Source organism: Roseibium sp. MMSF_3412 (assembly GCF_030733265.1).
Taxonomy (GTDB): domain Bacteria; phylum Pseudomonadota; class Alphaproteobacteria; order Rhizobiales; family Stappiaceae; genus Roseibium.
This window is the reverse complement of record NZ_JASHJI010000007.1, coordinates 137,477-160,044: the sequence shown is the minus strand read 5'-3', so window position 1 is coordinate 160,044 and position 22,568 is coordinate 137,477. Positions and strand designations below refer to the sequence as shown.

The window sequence follows — 22,568 nt, the reverse complement described above, 5'->3', positions numbered from 1 at the left end:
ACAACCAGAAATCGCAGAAAAACGCGACGTCATCTTTGAAAAAAAAGAGCGCCTTTCGCCGAGCTTTGTCGACCTCTGCGCACTTTTTACAAGTGCAGAACACGATCGGCGGCATCCAGTTCGCGCTGTTTGTGCGCGATCATCAACACGGCCGATTTCCCCCGGTATTCCAGAAACCTGCCGAGAACATCTTCGGCGGTTTCCTCGTCGAGACCTTCCGTCATTTCGTCCAGAACGAATAGAGCAGGCCGGGTGAGGAATGCCCGGGCAAGCGCAAGTCTGCGCTGTTCGCCACCGGACAATCCCAGCCCGCCTTCTCCGAGAACGGCGGACAGTCCGTCTCTGCCGGCGGCAATGCGTTCTGCCAGCGCGGATTGCTCCAGGGCATGCCAAAGCTCCGCGTCTGTTGCCCGAGGATCGGCCAGACGCAAATTCGCCGCGAGCGTGTCGTTGAACAGATACGGGCGCTGGCTGACGACCGTAACCGTGCGGCGAAGTTCGTCTTCCCGGTAATCATCGACCCGACGCCCATTCAGCAGAATGTGCCCGTTGCGGGGCCCGATCAGCCGGGCCGCAAGCGCGGCAATGGTGCTTTTGCCACACCCGCTGCGCCCGGCAACGGCGACGATCTCGCCGGGACCAATTTCAAACGACAAACCGTCCAAAACGTTCTTGGCGGCACCTTCATAGCGATAGGAAATCCCGCGAAAACGCAGAACGTCTGCGGTGCACGGTTTCGGATCTTCGATGCCAGTTTGCGCCTCGCCGCTGCCCGACGGAGCCTGTCCAGCTTTAGTGGCACGCCCGGCGGCCAACGACATGCGAGGCAGATTTTCAAGTCCGGCAAGCATCACCGAAATGATTTCCGGCAGTGCGATCACGACGAGTACGAGACCGACGGCGAAGGCGACGCTGATGGAACCGTCCTCAACACCGAGCACGCAAACCGTCAGCATTGCCGCCAGAAAGGTCTGCCCGACGAGGCTTGAGACCGCTGATGTTGTCTCGGCCCGCCCTTCGAGAAGGTCTTCGGCCCGCTCAAGCCGGTGGCCGGCATCAACGATATTGTCAGCCGCCGCGTCCATCCCGCCATAGACTGCAAGATCCCGCCGGCCCGCCGCCATATCCGCTGCACGCAGGCGCATTGCTTCGGACGCGGCGTCGGCGCGGCGCGCGCTGTTGTTGTCGGGCCGCGCAAACGAACGGAATGCCAAAAAGGTCCACGCCAGAACGAACACGAGACCCGCCAGGAACACCGGCGCCGAAACGGAAGCCCAGAACACGAGAAGACAGGTCAATATGACCACCGCGACCGCGCCGGGAACAACGAGACGAAGGTAAATCGCATCAAGCGCCGCAATGTCCGCCGTCAAGCGGTTCAGCAGCAAACCGGACCGGCGACCCTGCAGCGCTGTCGAAGAATGGAGCGCGAACAGCCGGTTACGGAGATCGCCCAGAAAGCGAAAGGTCGCGTCGTGGGTCAGCAGACGCTCGCCATAGCGCCCTGCAGTCCTGACAATCGCGAGGGCACGGATAATTGCGCTTGGCGCGAATATGTTGAGGAACGCTCCACTCAGACCGGCGATCGCTGCTGCCGTGATGAACCACCCGGAAACACCCAGGAGCAGTATGCCGGCAGCCGCAGGTAACACGGCGACAAGAATACCGATCCAGAAATGAAAACGGTCATACGTGGCCTGACGCCTTACAATTTGCCTGACCGCCCTCACTTTGCCGGCTCCAGTTCACGGGCGCCAAGCTTGTCCAGGTCAAGCAAACGGCCTGGCAACCCCAGAACCGTAGCATCATGCGAGGCAACGAGCGTTGTTCTGGCCTTTGCCAGGCGTTGCAGGCCATTGACGACATCGGCGGCGGTCTCCCTGTCCAGACCTGCCGTCGGTTCATCGGCGAGAAGCAACGCGGCATCGGACCGCAATGCCGCGCGCGCCAGTGCAATGCGCCGGATTTCGCCAACGGACAGACCGAAGCCGTTTTCTCCGATGCGGGTCGAAAGCCCCTGCGGCAACCGCCTTACGAGGTCTTCCGCTCCTGCCAGGCGCAACGCGTCCCATATCTCGTCCGAAGTGATCGCGTCCGGGCTTGAATGCCCCTTGAGGAGGTTCGCCTTGACGGAGCCATGGAACAGTCTTGGTGCCTGTGCGAGCCACATCACGCTCGACCGAAGCTCCCTTGCCAAAAAGCGCACATCGGTGCCATCAAGCAGCACCTGACCTGTATCCGGTGTCCGGAACCCGAGAACGCAGTCGAGAAGGGTCGATTTTCCACGCCCGCTTTTGCCAGCAAGCAAGACAGTTTCGGCTGGTGCGATGCTGAACGTGAATCGATCGAATACCGGTCTGCCTGAAAGGGTGATCGACAGGTTCGTGAACGAAATTGCAGGTGGATCGCACCGATTCAAGGAGCCCTGCCCTGTCCCGCTTTCCTGTGTACCGTTGCTTGCCGGCTTTTCTTCGGGACCGCCGGCTTGCATCTCCGCAAGAAGTTCGGACAACTTGCGGGAAGCTGCGAGACCGGCAGCGCGGTCGTGATAGGCGGCGGAAAAGGCGCGCAGAGGAGCAAAGAATTCCGGTGCAAGCAGGAGAACAAACAGGCCGCCGGCATAACCGAGGGGCGTACCCCAGGTGCCGATATCGAGGTCGCCCAGCAGCGTAAAACCCACGTAAACCGCAGAAAAGGCAATACCGAGCGCGGAAAAGAGTTCCAGCACCGTTGAAGACAGAAAGGCCACCTTCAGAACCTTCATCGTGCCCAGCCTGAAGCGTTCTCCCGCGTCATGGATATCTGACCTGGTACGGTCGAGCGCACCGAAAACGGTCAGCGTTTCAAGTCCCCTGATCCGGTCCAGCAACAAACCGCTGAGACGCGTCAGTTCTTCTTGCTGTTCCTCGCTCGCTGCCTTTGCACGGGATCCGATCAGCGCCATGAACACCGGTATCACCGGGCCACAGACAAGCAGGATCAAGGCCGCGAGCCAGCTGAACCAGGCCGTGATCAGGACGATGCCGATCGGGACAAGCTTCAGCCGCATGTATTGCGGCATGAAGTTTCTATAGTAGGGACCCAGCAGATCGACCTGGTCGACGACATGCGCGGCAAAGGCCCCGGACGAGGGAAAGCTCTCCGAAGGCGATCGCGCCACAGCGGCGAACAGCAAGGCGGATCTGGCGCGTTCCTGGATGTTGCGTGCCGTGCGCCGAGCGATGTCCCGGGCGTGTTTTTGAAGGAAGACACGGACAACGGCGATCAGGATCACCGAGACGGCAGCCACGAGGACGACATCCATGGGCAGGGTCTGCGTGTCCGAAGCCCCGACCGACTGCGACAGCACTGCTCCCAAAGACCATGCGAGGAGACCTGCCTGCGGCACCCACAACAGATCAGCAAGCGCCAGAACGGACCCTGCCCGGGTCAGCGCTTTCCTGTCGCTGTTATCCGGCCCTCCGATCTCACAACCTTTTTTCGCGTCTTTTCCCAAACCCCGTCCCAACGCCCCTGATGTCCGTCAAAACCATTCAAAGTGGTCTTTCAAACGAGCGGCCTCTCAAAAAAATTCACAGGAGCCAGCAAACATTGTCTCCTTGCATGTCGTCTTACAACGACCATTCCCGTTTCGCCAGAATGGGGCAAATGAAACTCTCGGGACTTTTTGGCGCACGGTGCCGCGAGATGTGCTGACGGGACGCTGTCAGGAGGCCTGTGCGATGGTCGTCACGGTTGAAATCACAGAATTCATGGAGCAAGTCATGACACATCCCTGCCTGGAACTCGTTGTTTTCAAGGTCAAGAACAAGGACAAAGCCCGCTTGGCACGGCGGGCGGCACAGGACATTGCAAGGCAATTCGAAGGTTTTGTCTCCTGGACGGCCTATGAAGCCGTTGAAGACGACGGCATGTTCGCCGATGTCGTTTTCTGGCAGGACCTGGCCTGCGCAAAGGCTGCTTCCGAGAAGATCATGAGCGACCAGACGTTCGTTGCTCTCCTCGCTGAAATCGATGCCGTTGTGACCATGTCACACTATGCACCCGACCGTACTGTCGAAGCGCCGGCTGCAGCAGCATAAAAAAAACGGCGCCACTGGCGCCGTTTTCTTTGCATCTTTCTGATGCGTGTTACTTCATGGTCGGAATCACGAATTCCGCCCCGTCTTTCAGGCCTGACGGCCACCGCGAGGTCACCGTCTTGGTGCGGGTGTAGAACTTGAAGCCGTCCGGACCATGCTGGTTCAGATCGCCGAAACCGGATTTCTTCCAGCCACCGAATGTGTGATAGGCGAGCGGCACCGGGATCGGAACATTGATGCCGACCATGCCGATATTGATGCGGGACGCGAAATCGCGTGCCGTATCACCGTCGCGGGTGAAGATCGCGGTGCCGTTGCCGTATTCGTGGCTGAGCGGCAGATCGAGTGCCTCTTCGTAGCTTTCCGCGCGGACAACGGACAGAACCGGGCCGAAGATCTCGGTTTTGTAGATATCCATGTCCTTGGTCACGTTGTCGAACAGGCAGCCACCCATGAAGAACCCGTTCTCATAGCCCTGCATGGAGAAATCGCGCCCGTCCACAACGAGGTTCGCGCCTTCCCTGACGCCCTGGTCGACAAGCCCGCGGACACGTCCGAGTGCCTCCTTGGTCACCAGCGGACCGAAATCCACATCGTTGCCTGCCGTGTAGGGACCGATCTTCAGAGCTTCGACCTTCGGCGCCAGCTTTTCGATGAGTGCGTTCGCGGTTGTTTCACCGACCGGAACCGCAACGGAAACCGCCATGCAGCGTTCACCGGCCGCGCCGTAGCCTGCGCCGACAAGGGCGTCGGCGGCCTGATCCAGATCGGCATCCGGCATAATGATCATGTGGTTCTTGGCCCCGCCGAAACACTGGGCGCGCTTTCCGTTTGCCGTTGCCCGGGAATAGACATACTGCGCGATCGGTGTCGAGCCGACAAAACCGACCGCCTGAATGGTCTCGTCGTCGCAGATCGCGTCAACGGCGCTCTTGTCACCATTGACCACGTTGAGGACACCGGCCGGCAGACCGGCTTCGATCATGAGTTCTGCAAGCATGATCGGCACGGAGGGATCACGTTCGGACGGCTTCAGAATAAAGGCGTTGCCGCAGGAAATCGCCGGGCAGAACTTCCACATCGGGATCATGGCCGGGAAGTTGAACGGCGTAATGCCGGCGACAACACCCAGCGGCTGGCGCATAGAATACATGTCGATGCCCGGTCCCGCGCCTTCGGTGTACTCACCTTTCAGAAGATGCGGAGCACCGATGCAGAACTCGGCCACTTCAAGGCCGCGTATAATGTCGCCCTTGGCGTCCGGAAGCGTTTTGCCGTGCTCACGGGAGAGTGCTTCGGCCAGTTTGTCCATGTCCCGGTTCAGGAGGTCGACGAACTTCATCATGACGCGGGCGCGGCGCTGCGGGTTGGTCGCGGCCCAGCCAAGCTGTGCTTCGGCAGCATTGGCGACAGCGGCGTCCATCTCGGCCTGGCTGGCGAGTGCTACCTGTGCCTGAACTTCACCTGTCGCCGGATTGTAGACGTCGGTGTAACGGCCCGACGTGCCCTCGACATGCTTGCCGTCGATAAAGTGACCGATTTTCTGCATTTCAATCTCTCCCAATCAACCGAAGCCGGTTTCACGGCGCGGCCTTGTGTACACTCTGATTGCGATCTTTGTCGCTTTTATTTTTGTTACAAACAAGATCCAGTTTTCCGGATCTGTTGTGCAAATTTTGAAGTTATGGCATTCAGTTGCAGGATTTTCTGCGCCTGTCCATGCACTGGTCCGGCTGATGCCGGAGGTTCCTTGAGACCAGAGAATACGGCGCGGTTAGCCGGGTCAAGCCCGGTGGTGCGGGATACAAGCGACGTCGGATCGGAAGCCATGAACTGGGATGACATCAGAATTTTTCTTTCGATCGCCCGAACCGGGCAGATTCTGGCCGCCGCGAAACGTCTTGGCGTCAACCACGCCACGGTGGCGAGACGCCTTACGTCTCTGGAAGAAAGCCTGGGTGCAAGGCTCTTTGACCGCTCGACATCCGGTTGTCTGCTCACGGAGGCAGGAAGCCGCTTTTTCGAGCGCGCCGAACGCATGGAAGCAGAGGCGGTCGCTGCCGAAGCAGATCTTGGCGGTGACACGCCTGAAATCGCCGGAACCGTGCGTATAGGCGCCCCGGACGGTTTCGGTGTCGCCTATCTCGCGCCCAGGCTCGGCAAGCTGACCGAAAGACACCCCGGCCTGACGGTCCAGCTTGTTCCGGTTGCCCGGTCCTTTTCCCTGTCACGCCGAGAGGCGGACATCGCAGTCACAATCGACCGGCCCGAAACCGGTCGTCTGGTCGCCGGCAAACTGGTTGACTATGCGCTCGGTCTCTATGCCTCCAGAGCCTACCTGAGCGAACATGGCACACCGACCGAACCAGGCGACCTAAGCGCGCACGATCTTATCGGTTACGTTGAGGATCTCCTCTACTCTCCGCAACTGAACTACGGGACCGAATTCAGCAAGGACTGGACGGCACGCTTCGAAATCGCGTCCGCCCTCGGACAGACAGAGGCCGTGCGCGGCGGTGCGGGCATCGGCATCCTGCACGATTTTATCGCGCGCGAAGACCCCGGCCTTGTGTCGGTTCTCCCGGCCATGAAACTGAGGCGCGCCTACTGGATGGTCACCCACGAAAGTTCGCGTCCGCTCCGGCACGTTGCAGCCGTCCAGGACTTTCTACGCGATCAGGTCGCGCGCGATAGAGCACTTTTCTGAGCCTTGCTCATACGCCGCGCCAGTCACGCGTTTCTTCGATCCAGTCCCTTGTCCGCTGCTCCGGGTCCCGGTGGCGCGTGACGTCGCTGATAACCGCGATGCTGTCCGCACCGTTCCGCAGAACCTCTCCGGCCTTTTCCAGGGTGATGCCGCCAATAGCAACAAGGGGCAGATTTCCGACCTGCTCCTTCCAGCCCATCACTTTTCCAAGCCCCTGCGGTGCCCATTTCAAGGATTTCGAACTGGTTTGGAAGACCGGGCCAAGTGCGATGTAGTCGGGTTCGACGGCAAGTGCAGTTTTAAGTTCCGCGCCATCATGGGTGGACACGCCAAGGCGAATGCCGGCACGACGAATGGCATCGATATCCGCACCGTCCAGGTCTTCCTGTCCCAGATGCACAAAGTCACAGCCCTCATCGATCGCAAGCCGCCAGTGGTCGTTCACGATCAACTGGCAACCGTGTTTTTCGCATAGCACCCTGGAAGCTGCGATTTCCTCTCGAAGAACGTCTTCGCTGGCCGCATCCTTGATACGCAACTGCAGCAGCCTCACCCCCAGCGGTACAAGGCGCTCGACCCAGGCTGAACTGTCGACAATCGGGTAAAATGGATCGAGTTGCATGTTTCCCTCAAACTGTGCCGGTGCCGTGCAAATCCCGGTCGCCGCGCTCTGCACATGTTCTCAAAAAAGCTTCAAATTCAACCCTGTTTGTCAATCTGAACACTTTCAGGTGCCGAGGGGGCTCCTGATAGACCGCAAGCAGCTTGGCGCGTGCGGAATGCCGCGTGCGCCAAATGAACCTGAGAAATTCGATCGTCTGAAAATCAAGCCGCTCAGGACAGCCGTCGGCGAGATCAGGACGTGTTGTTCCGTAGTTGACGACAGATCTTTTCAGAACCCTGAAGATACGCAATCCGACGGGAACATCGAGCCAGACGAACGTGTCGGCCCTGGCGACCCGTTCGGGATAGGTGCTTGAATGTCCGCCTTCAAAGATCCACCGGTCCTGAATGTGCACCTCATGGGTCATGCGATCCTTTTCGTCACGTGCCCGCTCCACCCATCCGGCACACCAGTGGATCTTGTCCATATGAAAGACAGGCAGGCCGGTCCGTTCGCCCAAACGGCGCGCGAGCGTGCTTTTCCCGGACCCCGGGCCACCGACGATCATGACGCGTTTCATTGAAGTGCTTCCGGAGGCGGTTGCTGGATTGCCGTTATACACGCTCCAGATCAGCTGACCAGATGGAAACAGACTGTTCAATGGACACTTTCCATGCTGCGGCCCTATCTAAGGGGCAGAGCAGAGTTAGACTGCAAGGAGAGGCCAATGAGCTGGTTGAACAGTCCCGATCCCATACCAGGTGTCGCATCAAGTTGCGATCCGATCGACACGATTATCGTACCGCGCACGTCCGATCTCGGCGGTTTTTCGGTTCGGCGGGCCCTGCCCTCGGCGAAACGCCGCATGGTCGGGCCGTTCATATTCTTCGATCAGATGGGACCGGCAGAGCTACTGGTCGGCGGCGGCGTTGACGTGCGCCCTCACCCCCACATCGGGCTCGCAACGGTGACCTACCTCTTCGAAGGAGAAATGTATCACCGCGACAGCCTCGGTACGGAAATTGCCATTGCACCGGGCGCGCTCAACTGGATGAGCGCCGGCAAGGGCATCGTGCACTCCGAGCGGGAGCGGCCCGAACGCATGACACAGACGCGTCCCCTGTTCGGGCTGCAAAGCTGGGTCGCCTTGCCGAAGCATCTTGAAGAAGGCGATCCGACCTTCCAGCATCACGGCACCGACGAACAACCGGAATTCGCGGACAACGGCGCTTCGGTAAAGCTGATCGCCGGCAGCCTTTACGGTCACACGGCACCGGTCAAGACGGCGTCGGACATGTTCTATGCGGACATCTCGCTGGACCCGGGTGCCAAGGTTCCCCTCGACGCCGGATGGGAAGAGCGCGGACTTTACACGATCGCGGGTCAGATAACGATCGCCGGGCAGGCCTTCGACCCGGCACAGTTGCTTGTCTTCAAACCGGGCGACCATCTCGTCGTTGAAAACAACACGCCCAATCCCGCGCGCTTCGTCGTTCTTGGCGGCGAACCCATGGACGGCGACCGGTACATCTGGTGGAACTTCGTTTCCTCATCCAAAGAACGGATCGAGCAGGCCAAGGAAGACTGGAAGCAGGGGCGCTTTGACACGGTCCCGGGCGACGCGGAAGAGTTTATCCCGCTGCCGGACCGGCCCGGACCCTGAGGCCGAAGGCGTCAGCGCAACACGTAACAACACAACAGGAGAGCCGGCTGCGCCCGGCTCTCTTTTTTAAGCGCTTTCGCAGACATGACGGTTCCGTGGTGAAAACCAGCGGGTTTCGGTTTGTTTCGGCAGGTAAACCCTTGCAATTGGGCCCGGTTCTCGGCAAATACATCCCCGTTCTGAAAAAAGTCCACGTGCACTGAGTTCATTCGGCGCCGGTCGCGTTTCGTTGCTGCCCTTTCTCCGGGCGGCCGGAAACGCACTGCACCGGAGTGCGTTCTGTGCATTCATCCTGTGCTTCTTCGGAACCACGTTCGTTGCACATTACGCGTTGGATTGAGCCGGCGGGTGACAAGGGGAAAAGACATCATGCGGCTTGGGATAGACTGGGGCGGCACCAAGATAGAAATCATCGCCTTGTCGCAGGACGGCAAAGAACTTTTCCGGCAACGTGTCGACACGCCGCGCGACGACTACCAGGGTTGCCTTGAGGCTGTGAAGTTCCTTGTCGACGCTGCGGAAGCCGCGACCGGTCAAACGGGCACGCTAGGGCTCGGCATTCCCGGATCGCTCTCTCCCAAGTCCGGGCTCGTCAAGAACGCGAACTCAACCTGGATGAACGGCAAACCACTCGACAAGGACCTTGAAGGGGTGCTTGGCAGACCCGTGCGCATTCAGAACGACGCGAATTGCCTGGCGGTGTCCGAGGCGACGGATGGTGCCGGTGCCGGTGCGCATGTGGTGCACGCCATCATCATCGGGACAGGCAGCGGTTCCGGCATTGCCATCGACGCAAAGGCGCATCTGGGCGCCAACGGCATCGGCGGCGAATGGGGGGCGATTACCGTGCCCTGGCTGACGGCGGAGGAATTTCCGGGACCTGACAGCTGGATCGGGCACAAGGGCGTGATCGATCGCTGGTGTTCAGGCACCGGGTTTCAGCTCGACTACAAGGAGAGAACCGGCACGCTGTTGAAGGGTCATGAAATCATGGCGCTCAAACGCGAGGGAGATCCGGTGGCCGGGGAGATCTACAAGGCCTATGTCAGCCGCCTCGCCCGTTCGCTCGCCATGTCGGCGAACCTGCTCGACCCGGATGTATTTGTGCTGGGCGGCGGCATGTCGAACATAGAAGAACTCTACACCGATCTGCCGCCCGCTTTGGCACCGTACATCTTTTCCGACACATTCGACACGCCGATCCGCAAGGCGGTCCATGGCGACAGTTCGGGTGTTCGCGGCGCAGCCTGGCTATGGAATTGACCCTTAGTTTTTGTTACCCGAAAGCCGACGCTGCCCCAAGGTGACGAGCACGATACCAATGCCGACGAACATAACCGCTGCCAGCTTCGCGGCATTCGGCACTTCGTTGAAGACCAGAAAGCCGAGCGCCAGACCAACCACGGCCGCCACCGAACCGATCTGGCTGAGGTAGACCGGGCCGGCAGTCTTCTGCAGGCGGAAATAGAGATCGTATTGAAGGCCGAAGATCGCGATCTGCGCGACCAGCAGCATCACCGCCTCCCCGGTCCAGTCTGACGGTACGGTCGGAATGTTCCAAAGGGTGGTGAAGGCGACCAAAGCCAGAAAACCCAATGCCATCATTCCGAGCGCCAGATCGACCGGTTTCGCTCCCTCCGGCCATTTGAGCGTGCGATAGATGTTTCCGGCGGCAAGAAAGACCGGGATCGACAGCGCCCAGACAGACCAAAGGGACGCCTCTGCCGACAGCGTTTTGCCCGAAATGGCAAGCAGTACACCGCCTGCAACACCGAAAAGCACGCCGCCGACCATGAGCACCTGAAAGCGTTGCAGCCTCAGCACGACAGCGAAAGCGTAGGTCAACACCAGAGGAAACGCATAGCAAAGCGCCACGAAACCGGCGCCGACTTTCGGCGCGGCCGTTACCGCGATCATGTTCGGCAGGATGAACAGGCCTCCGGTGATAAGGATATAGACGATCAATTGACGGCGGTCGGTCACCGCCTTGCGCTGGCCTTTGTTGCGCCTTCTCAAATCAAACAGCCTGGTGACCACAAACAATCCTGCTGCCCCTCCCAGCACCGACCATTGCAACAAGCCGACCGGGTGCCAGCCAATATCCGGCGCCGCCTTGGCAAAGACGGTCGAAACGGCCAGGAACGTGCCGATAATCAGCAATAGAACCAGCGGCGTTTCAAGCATCTTGCCTGCACCGGCAGCTTTCTGTTTCCCGGGTTCGCCGACACCGGCACCGCCCTGATTTTCACGCTCTGCCGTAACAGTCATGACGCTTCCTCACTGTTGAACCGGAGATTGCCTCTCCACACGCCGATAGATAGCAAGATTTATCTTGATTTCAAGATACTTGATATAAAGATTCTTGTAATTGATTGACATTTCGCACCTGAAAAGGAATGGTTCCCTGGATAAATTCCTGAAAGAACGGCGGTTTCCCGTCAGTGCTGTCGAGGACATGCAGACTGGTCTGGACAGCCTGAGTTTCGAGTTGGACATGGCAAAGACAGACAAAGACACTTCGAAAACGGCAAAGAATCTCTTCGGCGACCCGGATGATCTGCTGATTGACCGCGCCGAACGGGCAAGCCGGCAGTGGCAAAAGGAAGTGCCGTCGGTCGCCGACAAGCTTCAACCCATGGTTCTGCTCGGCCGCCTCAATGAAGCCGCCCAGATCATGAACCGCGACTATCTGGTTCCCGCCTATGCGGATATCGGATTGAAACTCGGTGAATTCGACGTGCTTGCCACGCTGGTCAGGTCAGGCCCTCCCTACGAGCTCACGCCAACTGAACTCTACAGGTCTACAATGATGAGCTCGGGCGGGATGACAGCACGGGTCGACAAACTGGAACGGGCGGAGCTCGTGGAACGCCGGCCACACCCTGAAGACCGGCGCGCGCTTACGGTCTGCGTGACGCCCAAGGGCCTGAAACTGGTCAAGGACATGATCCCCGACTATGTCGACATGCAGAACAGGGCGCTTGACGGACTGACCTCGGCCGAACAGAAACAGCTGTCTTCCCTGCTCGGGAAACTGATCAGAAGCGTCAACGATCCGGTTGCCGGCAAATAGAGAGAAAGCGCTTTCTTGCGACCCTCGGCTCCGGCTTTAAGCTCAAGGCGGCAGGCATCAAAGCGACAGCACAGACGATTCCTGCTGGATGATCTCGCCATCCCGGATCAGCATTGCCGTTCCGACATAGTTTCCGGCCGGCCAGCTCTCCTGCTTCAGTTTGCGCCCTGCAAAGGCAACCCATTGGGCCTTCTGCCCTTCAATCGGTTTGCCGTCGGTTTCGGCAAGAACCCCCTGCGGCCCGACCAGCCGCAAGGCGATCCGGTCGCCTTTGCGGACATTGATGAGCCGCGCGAAATACACAAGCGCCGATGAACCTGCGGCAGGCGGCTGCACATCAGCGCGTTCCACGTCGATCGATTTCACCGGAGCGTCGGCAAAACCGGTCTCGATGATCTTGCCTGTGCCGTCGGTCAGCAGTCCGTTTGCATCGGCCTGCCAAAGGGCGTCCTCGTGTTGAAGTGTTCCGCGTCCGTCCGACTGACAGGTTTCGAGACGGGAGAGCGCATTATCTTCCGTTCCCAGAAAGGGATCGATCATCTGACCGTTTTTGCGCACGGACAGATGCACATGCGGAAACGCGGCAAAACCCGAATAGCCGACCCGGCCGAGTTTGGTGCCGCGTTCCACGCTCTGCCCCGGCTTTACGGTCACCGATCCAAGCTGCAGGTGGCAATACTGGGTTTCCCAGCCATCGTTATGGGCAATCACCACACCGTTGCCGCATTCCTTGCCGCCAACCTGTTTGCGATCATCTTCCGAGAGAACGAGCCGATCCGGCATTTCATCCCGCACGCCTTTCACAACACCCGGCGCAGAGGCGACCACATCGGCGCTTTTGGAGGTATTCAGGACCCTGAAATCCGTACCCTTGTGGCCATCGTAGCCCGCCTGGTCGCAGGACGCGGTCAACACGGCAGATGTCGGGTCGATATCGACGTAGTTCTGAACAAAACAGTCTTTCCCAAGAGTGCAGTCAACCGGAAGTGTCAGTTCAAAGTCTTCCGCCTGCAGCGGCGTCCCGGCGATGAGGCCAAAGCCAACCGAGAAACCGGCCACGAACCCGAATGTGCCAAAGCGCCGCATCATATGTCTGATCCTTTTCACGTGATCGTTCGTTAAAAGAGCGTGACTTGCATTCCGGGGACCGATCGCCGACCCTCGGGCAACCCGATTTATGGACTTTATGGACCAAGCGTGATGATTAAGTGGCTGACCACAGTTTTTGTGATGATTTTCGTGAGCACCTCAGCGCTTGCACAAACCGAACTGCAAATCCGCGATATCGAAAAGGGAACCGGAGAAGAGGCCAATGTCGGCGAGACCGTCGTTGTGCACTACACCGGTTGGCTGATGGACGGCACCAAGTTCGATTCAAGTGTTGACCGGGGCACGCCGTTCTCGTTCACGCTCGGCGAAAGGCGCGTCATCCCGGGCTGGGAGCAAGGCGTTGAAGGCATGCAGGTCGGCGGCAAACGCGAACTGATCATACCGCCGAACCTGGCCTATGGACCGCAAGGCGCAGGTGGCGTGATACCGCCCAATGCCACGCTCAAATTCGAGATCGAGCTTCTGGATGTCAAAGGCAAGAAGTATTCCGACATCGGCAACGAAAAGCTGAAGGAAATGCTTGCCGCAGGCGCAACGGTCATCGACATCCGCCGGCCGGACGAATGGAAGGAAACCGGTGTCATTCCCGGAACCCATCTCGTCACGTTCTTCGACGCCAACGGCAACGTCAATCCGGAGTTCGGAACAGAGCTGCAAAAGCTTGTTTCCGGGCCTGACCAGGAAGTCGTTTTCATCTGCAGAACGGGGCGCCGCAGTCAGGTCCTTTCAGAATATCTTGCCGGTCAGGCCGGTTTCACCAATGTGGTGAACGTTGAAAAAGGCATCATGGACTGGATCGGCAACGGTCAAACCGTCGCCGCCGCCACCTTGCCCGAAAACTGCTGGCTATGCTGAGCGGATCCGCGATCAGTCTTGAAATACGACCGGATTTACCATCCGGCCCCGCCCATTCCGCTTGATCCTCGTCAGACCCCCGCCGCGAGTTCAAGGCTCAGCCTGTTGTGGTCCGCGACAACCTTGTCGATATCCAGGGTCACGATCCGGCCGTCGTCGACGACGACCCTCCCATTGATGACAGTCGTTTTCGCGCCTTTGGGACTGCAGAAGACGACAGCTGCAACCGGATCATGCAATCCGCCAGCGAACTCGATCGCGTTGAGATCGAGCGTGAAGAAATCAGCGCATTTGCCGGTTTGCAACGAGCCTATGTCGTCCCGTCCGAGCACGGATGCTCCGCCCAGCGTCGCAAGCTCCAGGGCTTCCCTCGCCGTCATCCACTCGCCGGCGCGCAGCGGGTGCGAAGGCGGCAGCGAAGCGTGTTCGTGCGCATCCGGCGGCGTCAGTCCGAGATTCAGGCGCGCCAGAAGCATGGCCTGGCGCACTTCCGACAGCATGTTGGAGCCATCATTGCTGGCCGAGCCGTCAACGCCCAGCCCGACCTTGACCCCTGCCGCCATGTATTTCTTGACCGGTGCGATGCCCGAGGCAAGCCGCATGTTGGAACACGGGCAATGAGCGGCCCCGCAGCCCGTCGCCGAGAACACGCGGATTTCGTCATCGTCAACATGAATGGCATGGGCGTACCAAACATCCGGCCCGGTCCAGTCCAGGCCTTCCATCCACTCCACGGGGCGTTTGCCGAACCGTTCCAGCGTGTACCGTTCCTCGTCCAGCGTCTCGCACAGATGCGTGTGCAGCATGACACCCTTGTCGCGCGCAAGCCGGGCGCTCTCCCTCAGCAGATCTTCTGAAACCGAGAACGGTGAACAGGGCGCAACCACGATCCGGGTCATCGCGCCGAGCGAAGCGTCATGATAACGGTCGATGACGCGAACACTGTCCTTCAGGATATCGTCTTCGTCTTCAACGCATGAATCCGGCGGCAATCCCCCCTTGCTCTCTCCCAGCGACATGGAGCCCCTGCTGGCGTGAAAACGAACGCCAAGATCGCGGGCAGCCTCGATCTGGTAGTCGACCTTGTTGCCGCTCTGGAACAGATAGGAATGGTCGAACACGGTCGTGCATCCGGACAGGGCAAGTTCGGCAAGGCCGACCAGTGCGCTCGCGCGCGACGCGTCCGGATTTGTGCGTGCCCAGATCCGGTAATGGGCCTGCAGCCAGGGAAACAGATTGTTGTTCTGGGCGGCCGGCAGATTGCGCGTCAGTGTCTGATTGAGATGGTGATGCGTGTTCACGAACCCGGGCAGGACGATCTGTCCGGACGCATCGACGACCTTGTCGGCAGTCTCCGGCAATTCATTCGACGGTCCGACAGCCGTTATCAGACCGTCGACGGCGAACAGGCCGCCATTTTCGATCTCCCGTCGGCCGCCATCCATCGTCACGAGGATGTCCGCGTTTTTCAAAAGCAGGGTGCGTGCCATCAGAACTTTCACAATGTACGAATCAGTATTCGCACCATCCTAACGGTGTATACGTTAAGAAGTTTTGGTCTCTATTCGAAAAACGCAAATTTTTTCAAGTGTTAACGAGATGACTACTCGTCTAGTGGCGGCATCCTGTTCCACGCATCCAGTGCCGCGATCTTATAGGCCTCGGCAAGGGTCGGATAGTTGAAGGTGTTTTCGACGAAATACTCCAACGTTCCCTTTAGGTTCAGAACCGCCTGGCCGATGTGGACCAGTTCCGTAGCCCCTTCCCCAACGATATGGCAGCCAAGCAGACGCCGGGTCTTCAGCGAGAAGATCATCTTGAGCATACCCGTATCGAGACCCATGATGTGCCCGCGCGAGGTTTCCCTGAAGCGTGCGACACCGCATTCGTAGGGAATGCCGCGTTCCTTGATTTCCTCTTCCGTCATGCCGACCGTCGATATTTCGGGCACCGCATAGATCCCGTACGGAAAGTACTCCGGCGGGTCGTAGGCCGTTTCGCCGAGCGCCTGACACGCTGCGATACGCCCCTGTTCCATGGAGGTCGATGCGAGGCTCGGGAAGCCGATCACGTCCCCTGCTGCGAAGATGTGGCCGACTTCGGTCTGGAACGTTGCCGGGTCGACTTTCAACCTGCCGCGGTGGTCCACCGACAATCCGCACTTGTCGAGATGGAGCTTCGGCGTCGCACCCATTCGACCCGCGGCAAACAGGATGACATTGCTGCGCACGCAGCGGCCGCCTTCGAGCGTGATCTCGCAGTCTCCCGGCCCGTGCTTCTCGATCTTTTCCACCGTGGCACCGAAACGCAGCGCGATGCCACGGTCGCGGAGCTGGTGCGTGAAATCCGCAACGAGTTCCTTGTCGAGAAAATCGAGCATGCTGTCGCGCGGCTCGACCAGTGTGACGTGCACGTCGAGCGCAGAGAAGATCGACGCGTATTCGACGCCAATCACCCCTGCCCCGATCACGGCAATGGACCGTGGGATTTCACGCAGCTCGAGGATCTCGTCACTGTCGAGCACGTATTCACCGTCGAAAGGAACATAGTCGGGACGGAACGGTTTGGTTCCGACGGCGATGACAAATTTGTCCGCCGAGTATTTCAGTATCTCGCCCGCGTCGCCTTCGACCTCGATCAGGTTCGTGTCCAGAAACCGGGCTTCGCCCCTGACCGTATCGACCTTGTTGCGTGAGAACTGATGTTCGAGGACATCGACCTCGTGATTGAGCGTGATGTGCAGGCGTGCCCTGAGATCGGCTGCAGTGAGGTCCTGCTTCACGCGATAGGAACTGCCGTAAAAACCGCGTTCGCGCCAGCCGGTGAGGTTCAGCACGGTTTCGCGCAATGTCTTGGACGGAATTGTGCCGGTATGCACCGATACGCCTCCCACCCTGCGTCCGCGCTCTACGACCAGCACGTCTCGTCCGAATTTCGCCGCCTGAATGGCAGCACGGCGCCCCGCCGGCCCGCTGCCGATCACAATCAGATCGTAGTGTTCCATTTGCCCCTCATCACACCCGAACCGGCATTATGAATGCCCATCGAACCGAAGATACATCCACAATGGTTGACGCACTGCAAAACAGCATCTTTGTTTTCGGGTCAAGTCGGGAGAAAAAATATGGGCAGCCGCATCCCGGTTATGGGCAAAAAAACGGCACCTTGCACGGCAAACACGATAGACCGTTGCCATCGCGGCCCTCATAAGCTATGCGTCAAGCCATGAGAACGAACCTGAAAGCAGCATGGTGGTGGCGCGGCGCGAAATAGGCGGCCGGCGATGGATCATGCACTGAAGGGATCATAGTTACGCACCAAAGGCCGCCGCGGGATACCGACGGCGGCCTTGGTGCATTTTGAGGCCGCCAGGCTTCCAACGGGCCGACGAAACGGGAACGGAAAGACCATGCCGGCATTGGCAGACCAGACCTTTGAAACGGAAAGCGGGATCACAATCCTGCGGACATCACGCCCTTCCGACTACGAAACCGGCACGTCGGACTGGATCGATCGGCTGGACAGCGAGCTGGGCGCCGTGCTTGCGTCGTCCTACGAGTATCCCGGTCGCTACACCCGCTGGGACATGGCGCTGGTCAACCCGCCCCTCGTTGTGGAAGCTGCCGACAGGACGGTCGGTATCCGCGCTCTCAACGAGCGTGGCAAGGTTCTGATCCCTGCGATTGCAGAGGCCCTGAAAAGCCATGATGTGGTCGAAACCTTCGAGGCCACCGATGAACGGATCGAACTCACGGTCAAGAAGCCCGACCGTCTCTTCAACGAAGAAGAGCGGTCCCGCCAGCCCTCGACTTTTTCGATCGTGCGCGCACTCAAGGATCTTTTTGCCTGCGACGACGACCAGTTGGGGCTTTATGGCGCCTTCGGATATGACGTCGCCTTTCAGTTCGAGCCGATTGACCTGAAGCTGGAACGGCCCGGGGACCAGCGGGATGTGGTCCTGTTCCTGCCCGACGAGATCCTGATCGTCGATCACCACGGCAAACGCGCCCATGTGCTGGAATATGACTTCGTCGTAAACGGCCGGACGACCAAGGGGCTGGAGCGGACCGGCGAGAAACACGCCTATATGCCCGCGAACCGCGATCCCGGACGCGGCGATCATGAACCGGGCGAATATGCAAAACTGGTTGAAGAAGCCAAGGACTATTTCAGGCGCGGCGATCTGTTTGAAACCGTGCCGGGCCAGACATTCTACGAGCCCTGCGCCAATCCTCCGTCTGCGGTCTCAAGACGACTGGCGCAAATCAATCCGTCGCCCTATTCGTTCTTCTTCAACCTGGGCAATGCCGAATATCTCGTCGGTGCGTCACCTGAAATGTATGTGCGCGTCACCGGTGGCAGGCGTGTCGAGACATGCCCGATTTCCGGCACCATACGGCGCGGCAAAAACGCCATTGAAGACGAGGCCCAGATCCGCAAATTGCTGAATTCGGCCAAGGACGAAGCCGAACTGACCATGTGCTCCGACGTCGACCGCAACGACAAGAGCCGCGTGTGCGTGCCCGGTTCGGTGAAGGTGATCGGACGCCGCCAGATCGAAATGTATTCGCGGCTGATACACACCGTCGACCATATCGAGGGCATCCTGCGCCCTGACATGGATGCGCTTGATGCCTTCCTTTCCCACACCTGGGCCGTTACCGTAACCGGTGCTCCAAAGCGTTGGGCGATGCAGTTCATCGAGGATCACGAGAAGTCACCCCGCGCCTGGTACGGCGGCGCTATCGGCGCTGTTCTGTTCAACGGCGACATGAACACCGGGCTTACCCTCAGGACCGTGCGCATCAAGGACGGCCTTGCCCAGATCCGCGCCGGAGCCACGCTTCTTTATGACAGCGTTCCGGAGGACGAGGAAGCCGAGACAGAACTCAAGGCGGAAGCCATGCGGGCGGCCGTGCGCGAGGCGGGTCTTGCCGGAAAGGCAACCGCGCGGCAGGAAAATGCCAAACCGGGCAAGGGAATGAAAATCCTGCTGGTTGATCACGAAGACAGCTTCGTCCACACGCTCGCCAACTATTTCAGGCAGACCGGCGCGGACGTCGTCACCTACCGGACACCCGTCGCCGATCACGTCTTCCACGATGTCGACCCCGATCTGGTTGTCCTGTCTCCAGGACCGGGCAATCCCAAGGACTTTGATTGCGCCGCCACGATCGGGCGTGCGCGGTCGCGCGCCCTGCCGATCTTCGGAGTTTGTCTCGGTCTTCAGGCCCTGTCGGAATATTTCGGAGCAGAGCTCGGGCAACTCGACATTCCCATGCACGGGAAGCCCTCCCCGATCAAACTGTCGGGCAACTCCCTGCTGTTTGACGGCCTGAGTGCTCCGGTCGTCGTCGGCCGGTATCATTCGCTTTTCGCAAAACGGGCGACGCTACCGGGCGATGTGAGGGTCACGGCGGAAACCGAGGATGGCGTCGTCATGGCGATCGAGCACGAAAGCGAGCCGATCGCCGCCGTTCAGTTTCATCCGGAGTCGATCATGTCGCTGGATCAGGATGCCGGCCACAAGATCATCGAGAATGTCGTCGAGCGTCTCGTTCATGCGCAGAGGCAGGAAATCGAAGCCGTTTCGTGACTTCGTCACGATGTATTCGCAATTGTGTCGTCTTGGGAACAGGCAGAGACTGAAGGAGATCGTCGTTGCCCACATTGCTGGTTGTCATCGCGCTTGTCGCCGGGGCCGCCTATTGGCTTTACCGCGCCCGTCAGGCAGCCGACACGACGCGAGTCGTGCTGGACGCCACTCACGAGGTCAAGGCGGCCGCCCGCCGTTTCGGGTTCCGCACACGTGCGAACCAGCATCCAAGCGAAGGTGTCGACGACCCGCGGGTTACGGCGGCGGCCCTTCTCGTGCTGACTGCGGAAACCGATGGCGGAATCTCGCGCGCCGAGCAGGATGCCATCATGGAGCAACTTCAATCGGTCTTTGAGATGTCCGAGAATGAGGCCGAGGATCTTTACGTGTTCTCAAAATGGCTCGCCAGCCAGAGCAGCAATCCCGACGACATGATCCGCCGGCTGATCAAACGGACGGTACATCTGGGTGGCCGGGACACGTTGCCTGATCTCATTCAGATGGTGACACAGGTTGGAAATGCGGACACCGGCACTCTCACCGACGACACCGTGAATATAATAGAAAAGCTCAAACAACTCAGCAATTGACCGGGACCGGCACTGCCTTTCCTTGCATGATGCAAAGCAGATAAAAATACCATTCACCGTTTAACTTTTGCCTCATTGAAGACCTTTTGATGAAATAAGTTGATTAACAGACCACGTCAGAGTTCTATTGAATTTCCAGCTTGCTTTTGCATTGTCTTCACCAGCTTGCACTAGTCTGAGCGGAGTTTCAGCGTTCGGGATCCGGGGAGGACCAATGTCCGGCAACGCCAAGATGCAAACAGCAAGGTGTTTGCGCGCATTGCGCAGATCGCTTGGCGCGGTGTCAGTTGCCTTGCTGGCCGTATCCTGTCTTGCCGGCACTGACGAAGCGCGTGCACAGACAGACGCGGGCCTGAAAAACCATGTGCTCGGGATCGGGAACTGCCCGCCGTGGAACGCCCAGGCCCTCGAAGTCTGCTACAACAGTCTGGACCGGGTCGTGGAGGCGCTGAGCCCACGCCTGGATGCAGGTCCCGATAATCTTCATCTTTTGATCAACGAGGGTGCCAGCGCTTCCGCTCTGAAGCTCAAGGCGACGGAGCTTGCCAACCGGCTGGGAGCAGAAGACCGGCTGATCATCTACGCAAACCTGCCGCTCGGCCAGTTGGAAGGCGACCAGGCTGACGAAGCGAACGGCTTCGTTCTGGAATTCTGGGCAGACGCGAAACCGGAAACAGCCGCTTCAGCCATAAGCGACGGGATCTGGATAACCGCGCCCGCATTCGCCGCCATTCTTCACACGATCCCGGCGGCAGAGGTCATTCTGATCCTCGACACGAACGATTCCTACGCCGTGAACATGCACCTGCTCGACAGGCACAGCGTCGATCACAAAGACAGGCCAGAGGCTCTTGTGTCCTCCGCCGGCGACGGACAGAGCGCCAATTATTCGGCAGACCGCACAATTTCGCTGTTTGCGAAACATCTTGCACTTGCGCTAAGGGAAACCGACGGCTCGCTGCATGATGTTATGAGTGTCGCGGTCAGCGGCACTCGGCAATCGGCGATCCCGATATGCGCGGCCTTGAAGGAGCACCAGGGCGAAACCGGCGAGCCGGCTGCCGATTGCCAGCAGGTGCCGCAGATCCACGACCCTGAAGCCCTGCTTGCGGAAACGCTGCTCCTGCCGATCCCGGAATCCGAGCAAAAAGAATAAGGCCGTATGCGCTTCAGCCCGTGGCCGAGCTGACGCCGCATGTACGCGGTGCTGCCGCAGCAACGCCCCCTCCGGCATTCGCTTCCGCATTTCGCACGCTTGGAAGTCCTTTCAACCGTGCCACGAACCAGTCCCAGTCGTCGGAATCGATACGGCCAAGGCCTGTGTCCCGCTTGGGTTCGATGGGACGGATGCCGTTGTCATCCAGTTCACCGATCGCAAAGCGGAAGGCATAGCCCGGTGTCAGGCCCATGCGCAGATCCGATACCACGATCTTGTCGCCGACCAGTTCCGTTCTGAAGAACCCGCGGCTGAACCATTCCAGCTTCTGGAAGGCCGGCGTATCCGACAGACAGGCCGCAAGCTCGGGATGGCGCGGGTGTTCATAGATCTCCGGGGTTCCAGGGCCGTCGAGCAGCGAATAGTAGAGGTTCTCATAGCGGTCTTCCTCCAGTCCGATAACCTTCCAGAGGAGGATGTTGAACGGGGCAGCGATCGCGTAAACGGCATCCGGTTCGATCCCCTCGGACTGGAAGGCAAGGCGCGCCTGTCCCTGCACATACTGCTGCAGAACCACGCTCAGTCCCATATAGGCGGTGGTGGCGATCAGGGCGCCGGCGACCCAGTTGCGCAGCCGCGACGTCCAGTTTTTCTTGCAGAGCGCGTAAATCACGACAATCAGCAAGGGCAACGAATAGAGCGGATCAATAATGAACACCGAGCCGACGCCGACGGGATCGGGATAGAGCGGCCAGAAGATCCTTGTGCCGTAAACGGTCATCGCGTCGATCATGGCGTGTGTCGCGAAAATCAGGAACACGGCGCCCCAGGTCAGCCAGCGGTGCTCACGCAGCCCCTTGAAAAGACGCACCAGAACTTCGCCGGCAACCGGTGCCGCCAGCGCGTGTACGAAGATCGAATGGGACCAGCCGCGATGATAAACGAAACTGTCGATCGGATCGTCGAAGGGAATGAACACGTCTAGATCCGGCAACGTGCCGAGCAATCCGCCGACAATCGCGGCTTTTCGGGGGCCGATCTTGCTGCCAAGGCAAGCGGTCGATACGGCAGCTCCCAAAACGAATTGTGTAATTGAATCCATGAACCCGGCGATTTTGACTTAGCGTATTGA

The 22,568-nt window shown here is 59.3% G+C and carries 19 protein-coding genes; 9 read left to right on the top strand and 10 right to left on the bottom strand.

All coding sequences use genetic code 11. The features are described 5' to 3' along the window. Positions 1-86: 86 nt before the first annotated feature. Positions 87-1,730: a thiol reductant ABC exporter subunit CydC gene (gene cydC / locus RBB49_RS14585; protein ID WP_306143576.1), complete on the bottom strand. Its 1,644-nt coding sequence runs from the start codon at positions 1,728-1,730 to the stop codon at positions 87-89. Continuing rightward, positions 1,727-3,496 carry a thiol reductant ABC exporter subunit CydD gene (gene cydD, locus RBB49_RS14580; RefSeq protein ID WP_306143575.1) on the bottom strand — a complete coding sequence of 590 codons (1,770 nt, stop codon included), beginning with the start codon at positions 3,494-3,496 and terminating at the stop codon, positions 1,727-1,729. The genes cydC and cydD overlap by 4 nt, the downstream gene beginning before the upstream one ends. Positions 3,497-3,764: 268 nt before the next feature. Here cydD and RBB49_RS14575 point away from each other — a divergent pair, with 268 nt between their 5' ends. Then, a complete protein-coding gene (locus RBB49_RS14575; protein ID WP_306143574.1) occupies positions 3,765-4,082 on the top strand; it encodes a hypothetical protein in 318 nt (105 codons plus the stop codon). A gap of 49 nt (positions 4,083-4,131) precedes the next feature. Here the strand turns inward: RBB49_RS14575 and RBB49_RS14570 are convergent, their stop codons facing one another. Then, the gene (locus RBB49_RS14570) at positions 4,132-5,631 is read right to left on the bottom strand and encodes a CoA-acylating methylmalonate-semialdehyde dehydrogenase (protein WP_306143573.1); all 1,500 of its coding nucleotides are present in this window, start codon (positions 5,629-5,631) and stop codon (positions 4,132-4,134) included. Positions 5,632-5,910: 279 nt separating this feature from the next. Here RBB49_RS14570 and RBB49_RS14565 point away from each other — a divergent pair, with 279 nt between their 5' ends. Next, complete coding sequence (locus tag RBB49_RS14565; protein ID WP_306143686.1) at positions 5,911-6,789, top strand: LysR family transcriptional regulator; 879 nt, start codon at positions 5,911-5,913, stop codon at positions 6,787-6,789. Between the two features lie 7 nt (positions 6,790-6,796). Here RBB49_RS14565 and RBB49_RS14560 read toward each other — a convergent pair whose 3' ends face one another. Continuing rightward, positions 6,797-7,411: a thiamine phosphate synthase gene (locus RBB49_RS14560; protein WP_306143572.1), complete on the bottom strand. Its 615-nt coding sequence runs from the start codon at positions 7,409-7,411 to the stop codon at positions 6,797-6,799. A 7-nt stretch (positions 7,412-7,418) separates the two neighbouring features. After that, on the bottom strand, positions 7,419-7,973 hold the full coding sequence (locus RBB49_RS14555) for an AAA family ATPase (protein WP_306143571.1): 555 nt from the start codon (positions 7,971-7,973) through the stop codon (positions 7,419-7,421). A 147-nt stretch (positions 7,974-8,120) separates the two neighbouring features. On the opposite strand from RBB49_RS14555, the gene RBB49_RS14550 reads away from it, so the two are divergent. Both RBB49_RS14550 and RBB49_RS14545 read left to right on the top strand, forming a co-directional pair. Continuing rightward, positions 8,121-9,056, top strand: coding sequence for a pirin family protein (locus RBB49_RS14550; RefSeq protein ID WP_306143570.1), 936 nt, complete (start codon positions 8,121-8,123; stop codon positions 9,054-9,056). Positions 9,057-9,425: 369 nt separating this feature from the next. After that, the gene (locus RBB49_RS14545; protein WP_306143569.1) at positions 9,426-10,319 is read left to right on the top strand and encodes an ROK family protein; all 894 of its coding nucleotides are present in this window, start codon (positions 9,426-9,428) and stop codon (positions 10,317-10,319) included. A gap of 3 nt (positions 10,320-10,322) precedes the next feature. On the opposite strand, the gene RBB49_RS14540 is transcribed toward RBB49_RS14545, so the two are convergent. Beyond that, complete coding sequence (locus RBB49_RS14540; RefSeq protein WP_306143568.1) at positions 10,323-11,324, bottom strand: DMT family transporter; 1,002 nt, start codon at positions 11,322-11,324, stop codon at positions 10,323-10,325. Between the two features lie 226 nt (positions 11,325-11,550). Here RBB49_RS14540 and RBB49_RS14535 point away from each other — a divergent pair, with 226 nt between their 5' ends. Next, a complete protein-coding gene (locus tag RBB49_RS14535; RefSeq protein WP_306143567.1) occupies positions 11,551-12,129 on the top strand; it encodes a MarR family winged helix-turn-helix transcriptional regulator in 579 nt (192 codons plus the stop codon). Positions 12,130-12,186: 57 nt separating this feature from the next. Here the strand turns inward: RBB49_RS14535 and RBB49_RS14530 are convergent, their stop codons facing one another. After that, positions 12,187-13,218: a M23 family metallopeptidase gene (locus RBB49_RS14530; RefSeq protein WP_306143566.1), complete on the bottom strand. Its 1,032-nt coding sequence runs from the start codon at positions 13,216-13,218 to the stop codon at positions 12,187-12,189. A gap of 141 nt (positions 13,219-13,359) precedes the next feature. Between RBB49_RS14530 and RBB49_RS14525 the strand changes: the two genes are divergently transcribed. After that, positions 13,360-14,094, top strand: coding sequence for an FKBP-type peptidyl-prolyl cis-trans isomerase (locus RBB49_RS14525; RefSeq protein WP_306143685.1), 735 nt, complete (start codon positions 13,360-13,362; stop codon positions 14,092-14,094). Between the two features lie 71 nt (positions 14,095-14,165). Here RBB49_RS14525 and RBB49_RS14520 read toward each other — a convergent pair whose 3' ends face one another. Both RBB49_RS14520 and sthA read right to left on the bottom strand, forming a co-directional pair. Then, a complete protein-coding gene (locus tag RBB49_RS14520) occupies positions 14,166-15,584 on the bottom strand; it encodes an 8-oxoguanine deaminase (RefSeq protein WP_306143565.1) in 1,419 nt (472 codons plus the stop codon). A 113-nt stretch (positions 15,585-15,697) separates the two neighbouring features. Then, positions 15,698-17,098, bottom strand: coding sequence for a Si-specific NAD(P)(+) transhydrogenase (sthA, locus tag RBB49_RS14515; protein WP_306143564.1), 1,401 nt, complete (start codon positions 17,096-17,098; stop codon positions 15,698-15,700). Positions 17,099-17,503: 405 nt separating this feature from the next. Between sthA and RBB49_RS14510 the strand changes: the two genes are divergently transcribed. From RBB49_RS14510 to RBB49_RS14500, 3 genes are all read left to right on the top strand, one after another. Continuing rightward, on the top strand, positions 17,504-19,690 hold the full coding sequence (locus tag RBB49_RS14510) for an anthranilate synthase (protein WP_306143563.1): 2,187 nt from the start codon (positions 17,504-17,506) through the stop codon (positions 19,688-19,690). 65 nt (positions 19,691-19,755) lie between these two features. Continuing rightward, positions 19,756-20,280: a TerB family tellurite resistance protein gene (locus tag RBB49_RS14505; RefSeq protein ID WP_306143562.1), complete on the top strand. Its 525-nt coding sequence runs from the start codon at positions 19,756-19,758 to the stop codon at positions 20,278-20,280. A 214-nt stretch (positions 20,281-20,494) separates the two neighbouring features. Beyond that, positions 20,495-21,436, top strand: a complete 942-nt coding sequence (locus RBB49_RS14500; RefSeq protein ID WP_306143561.1) for a hypothetical protein — start codon at positions 20,495-20,497, stop codon at positions 21,434-21,436. Between the two features lie 13 nt (positions 21,437-21,449). On the opposite strand, the gene RBB49_RS14495 is transcribed toward RBB49_RS14500, so the two are convergent. Further along, positions 21,450-22,538: a metal-dependent hydrolase gene (locus tag RBB49_RS14495; protein ID WP_306143560.1), complete on the bottom strand. Its 1,089-nt coding sequence runs from the start codon at positions 22,536-22,538 to the stop codon at positions 21,450-21,452. Positions 22,539-22,568: the final 30 nt, after the last annotated feature.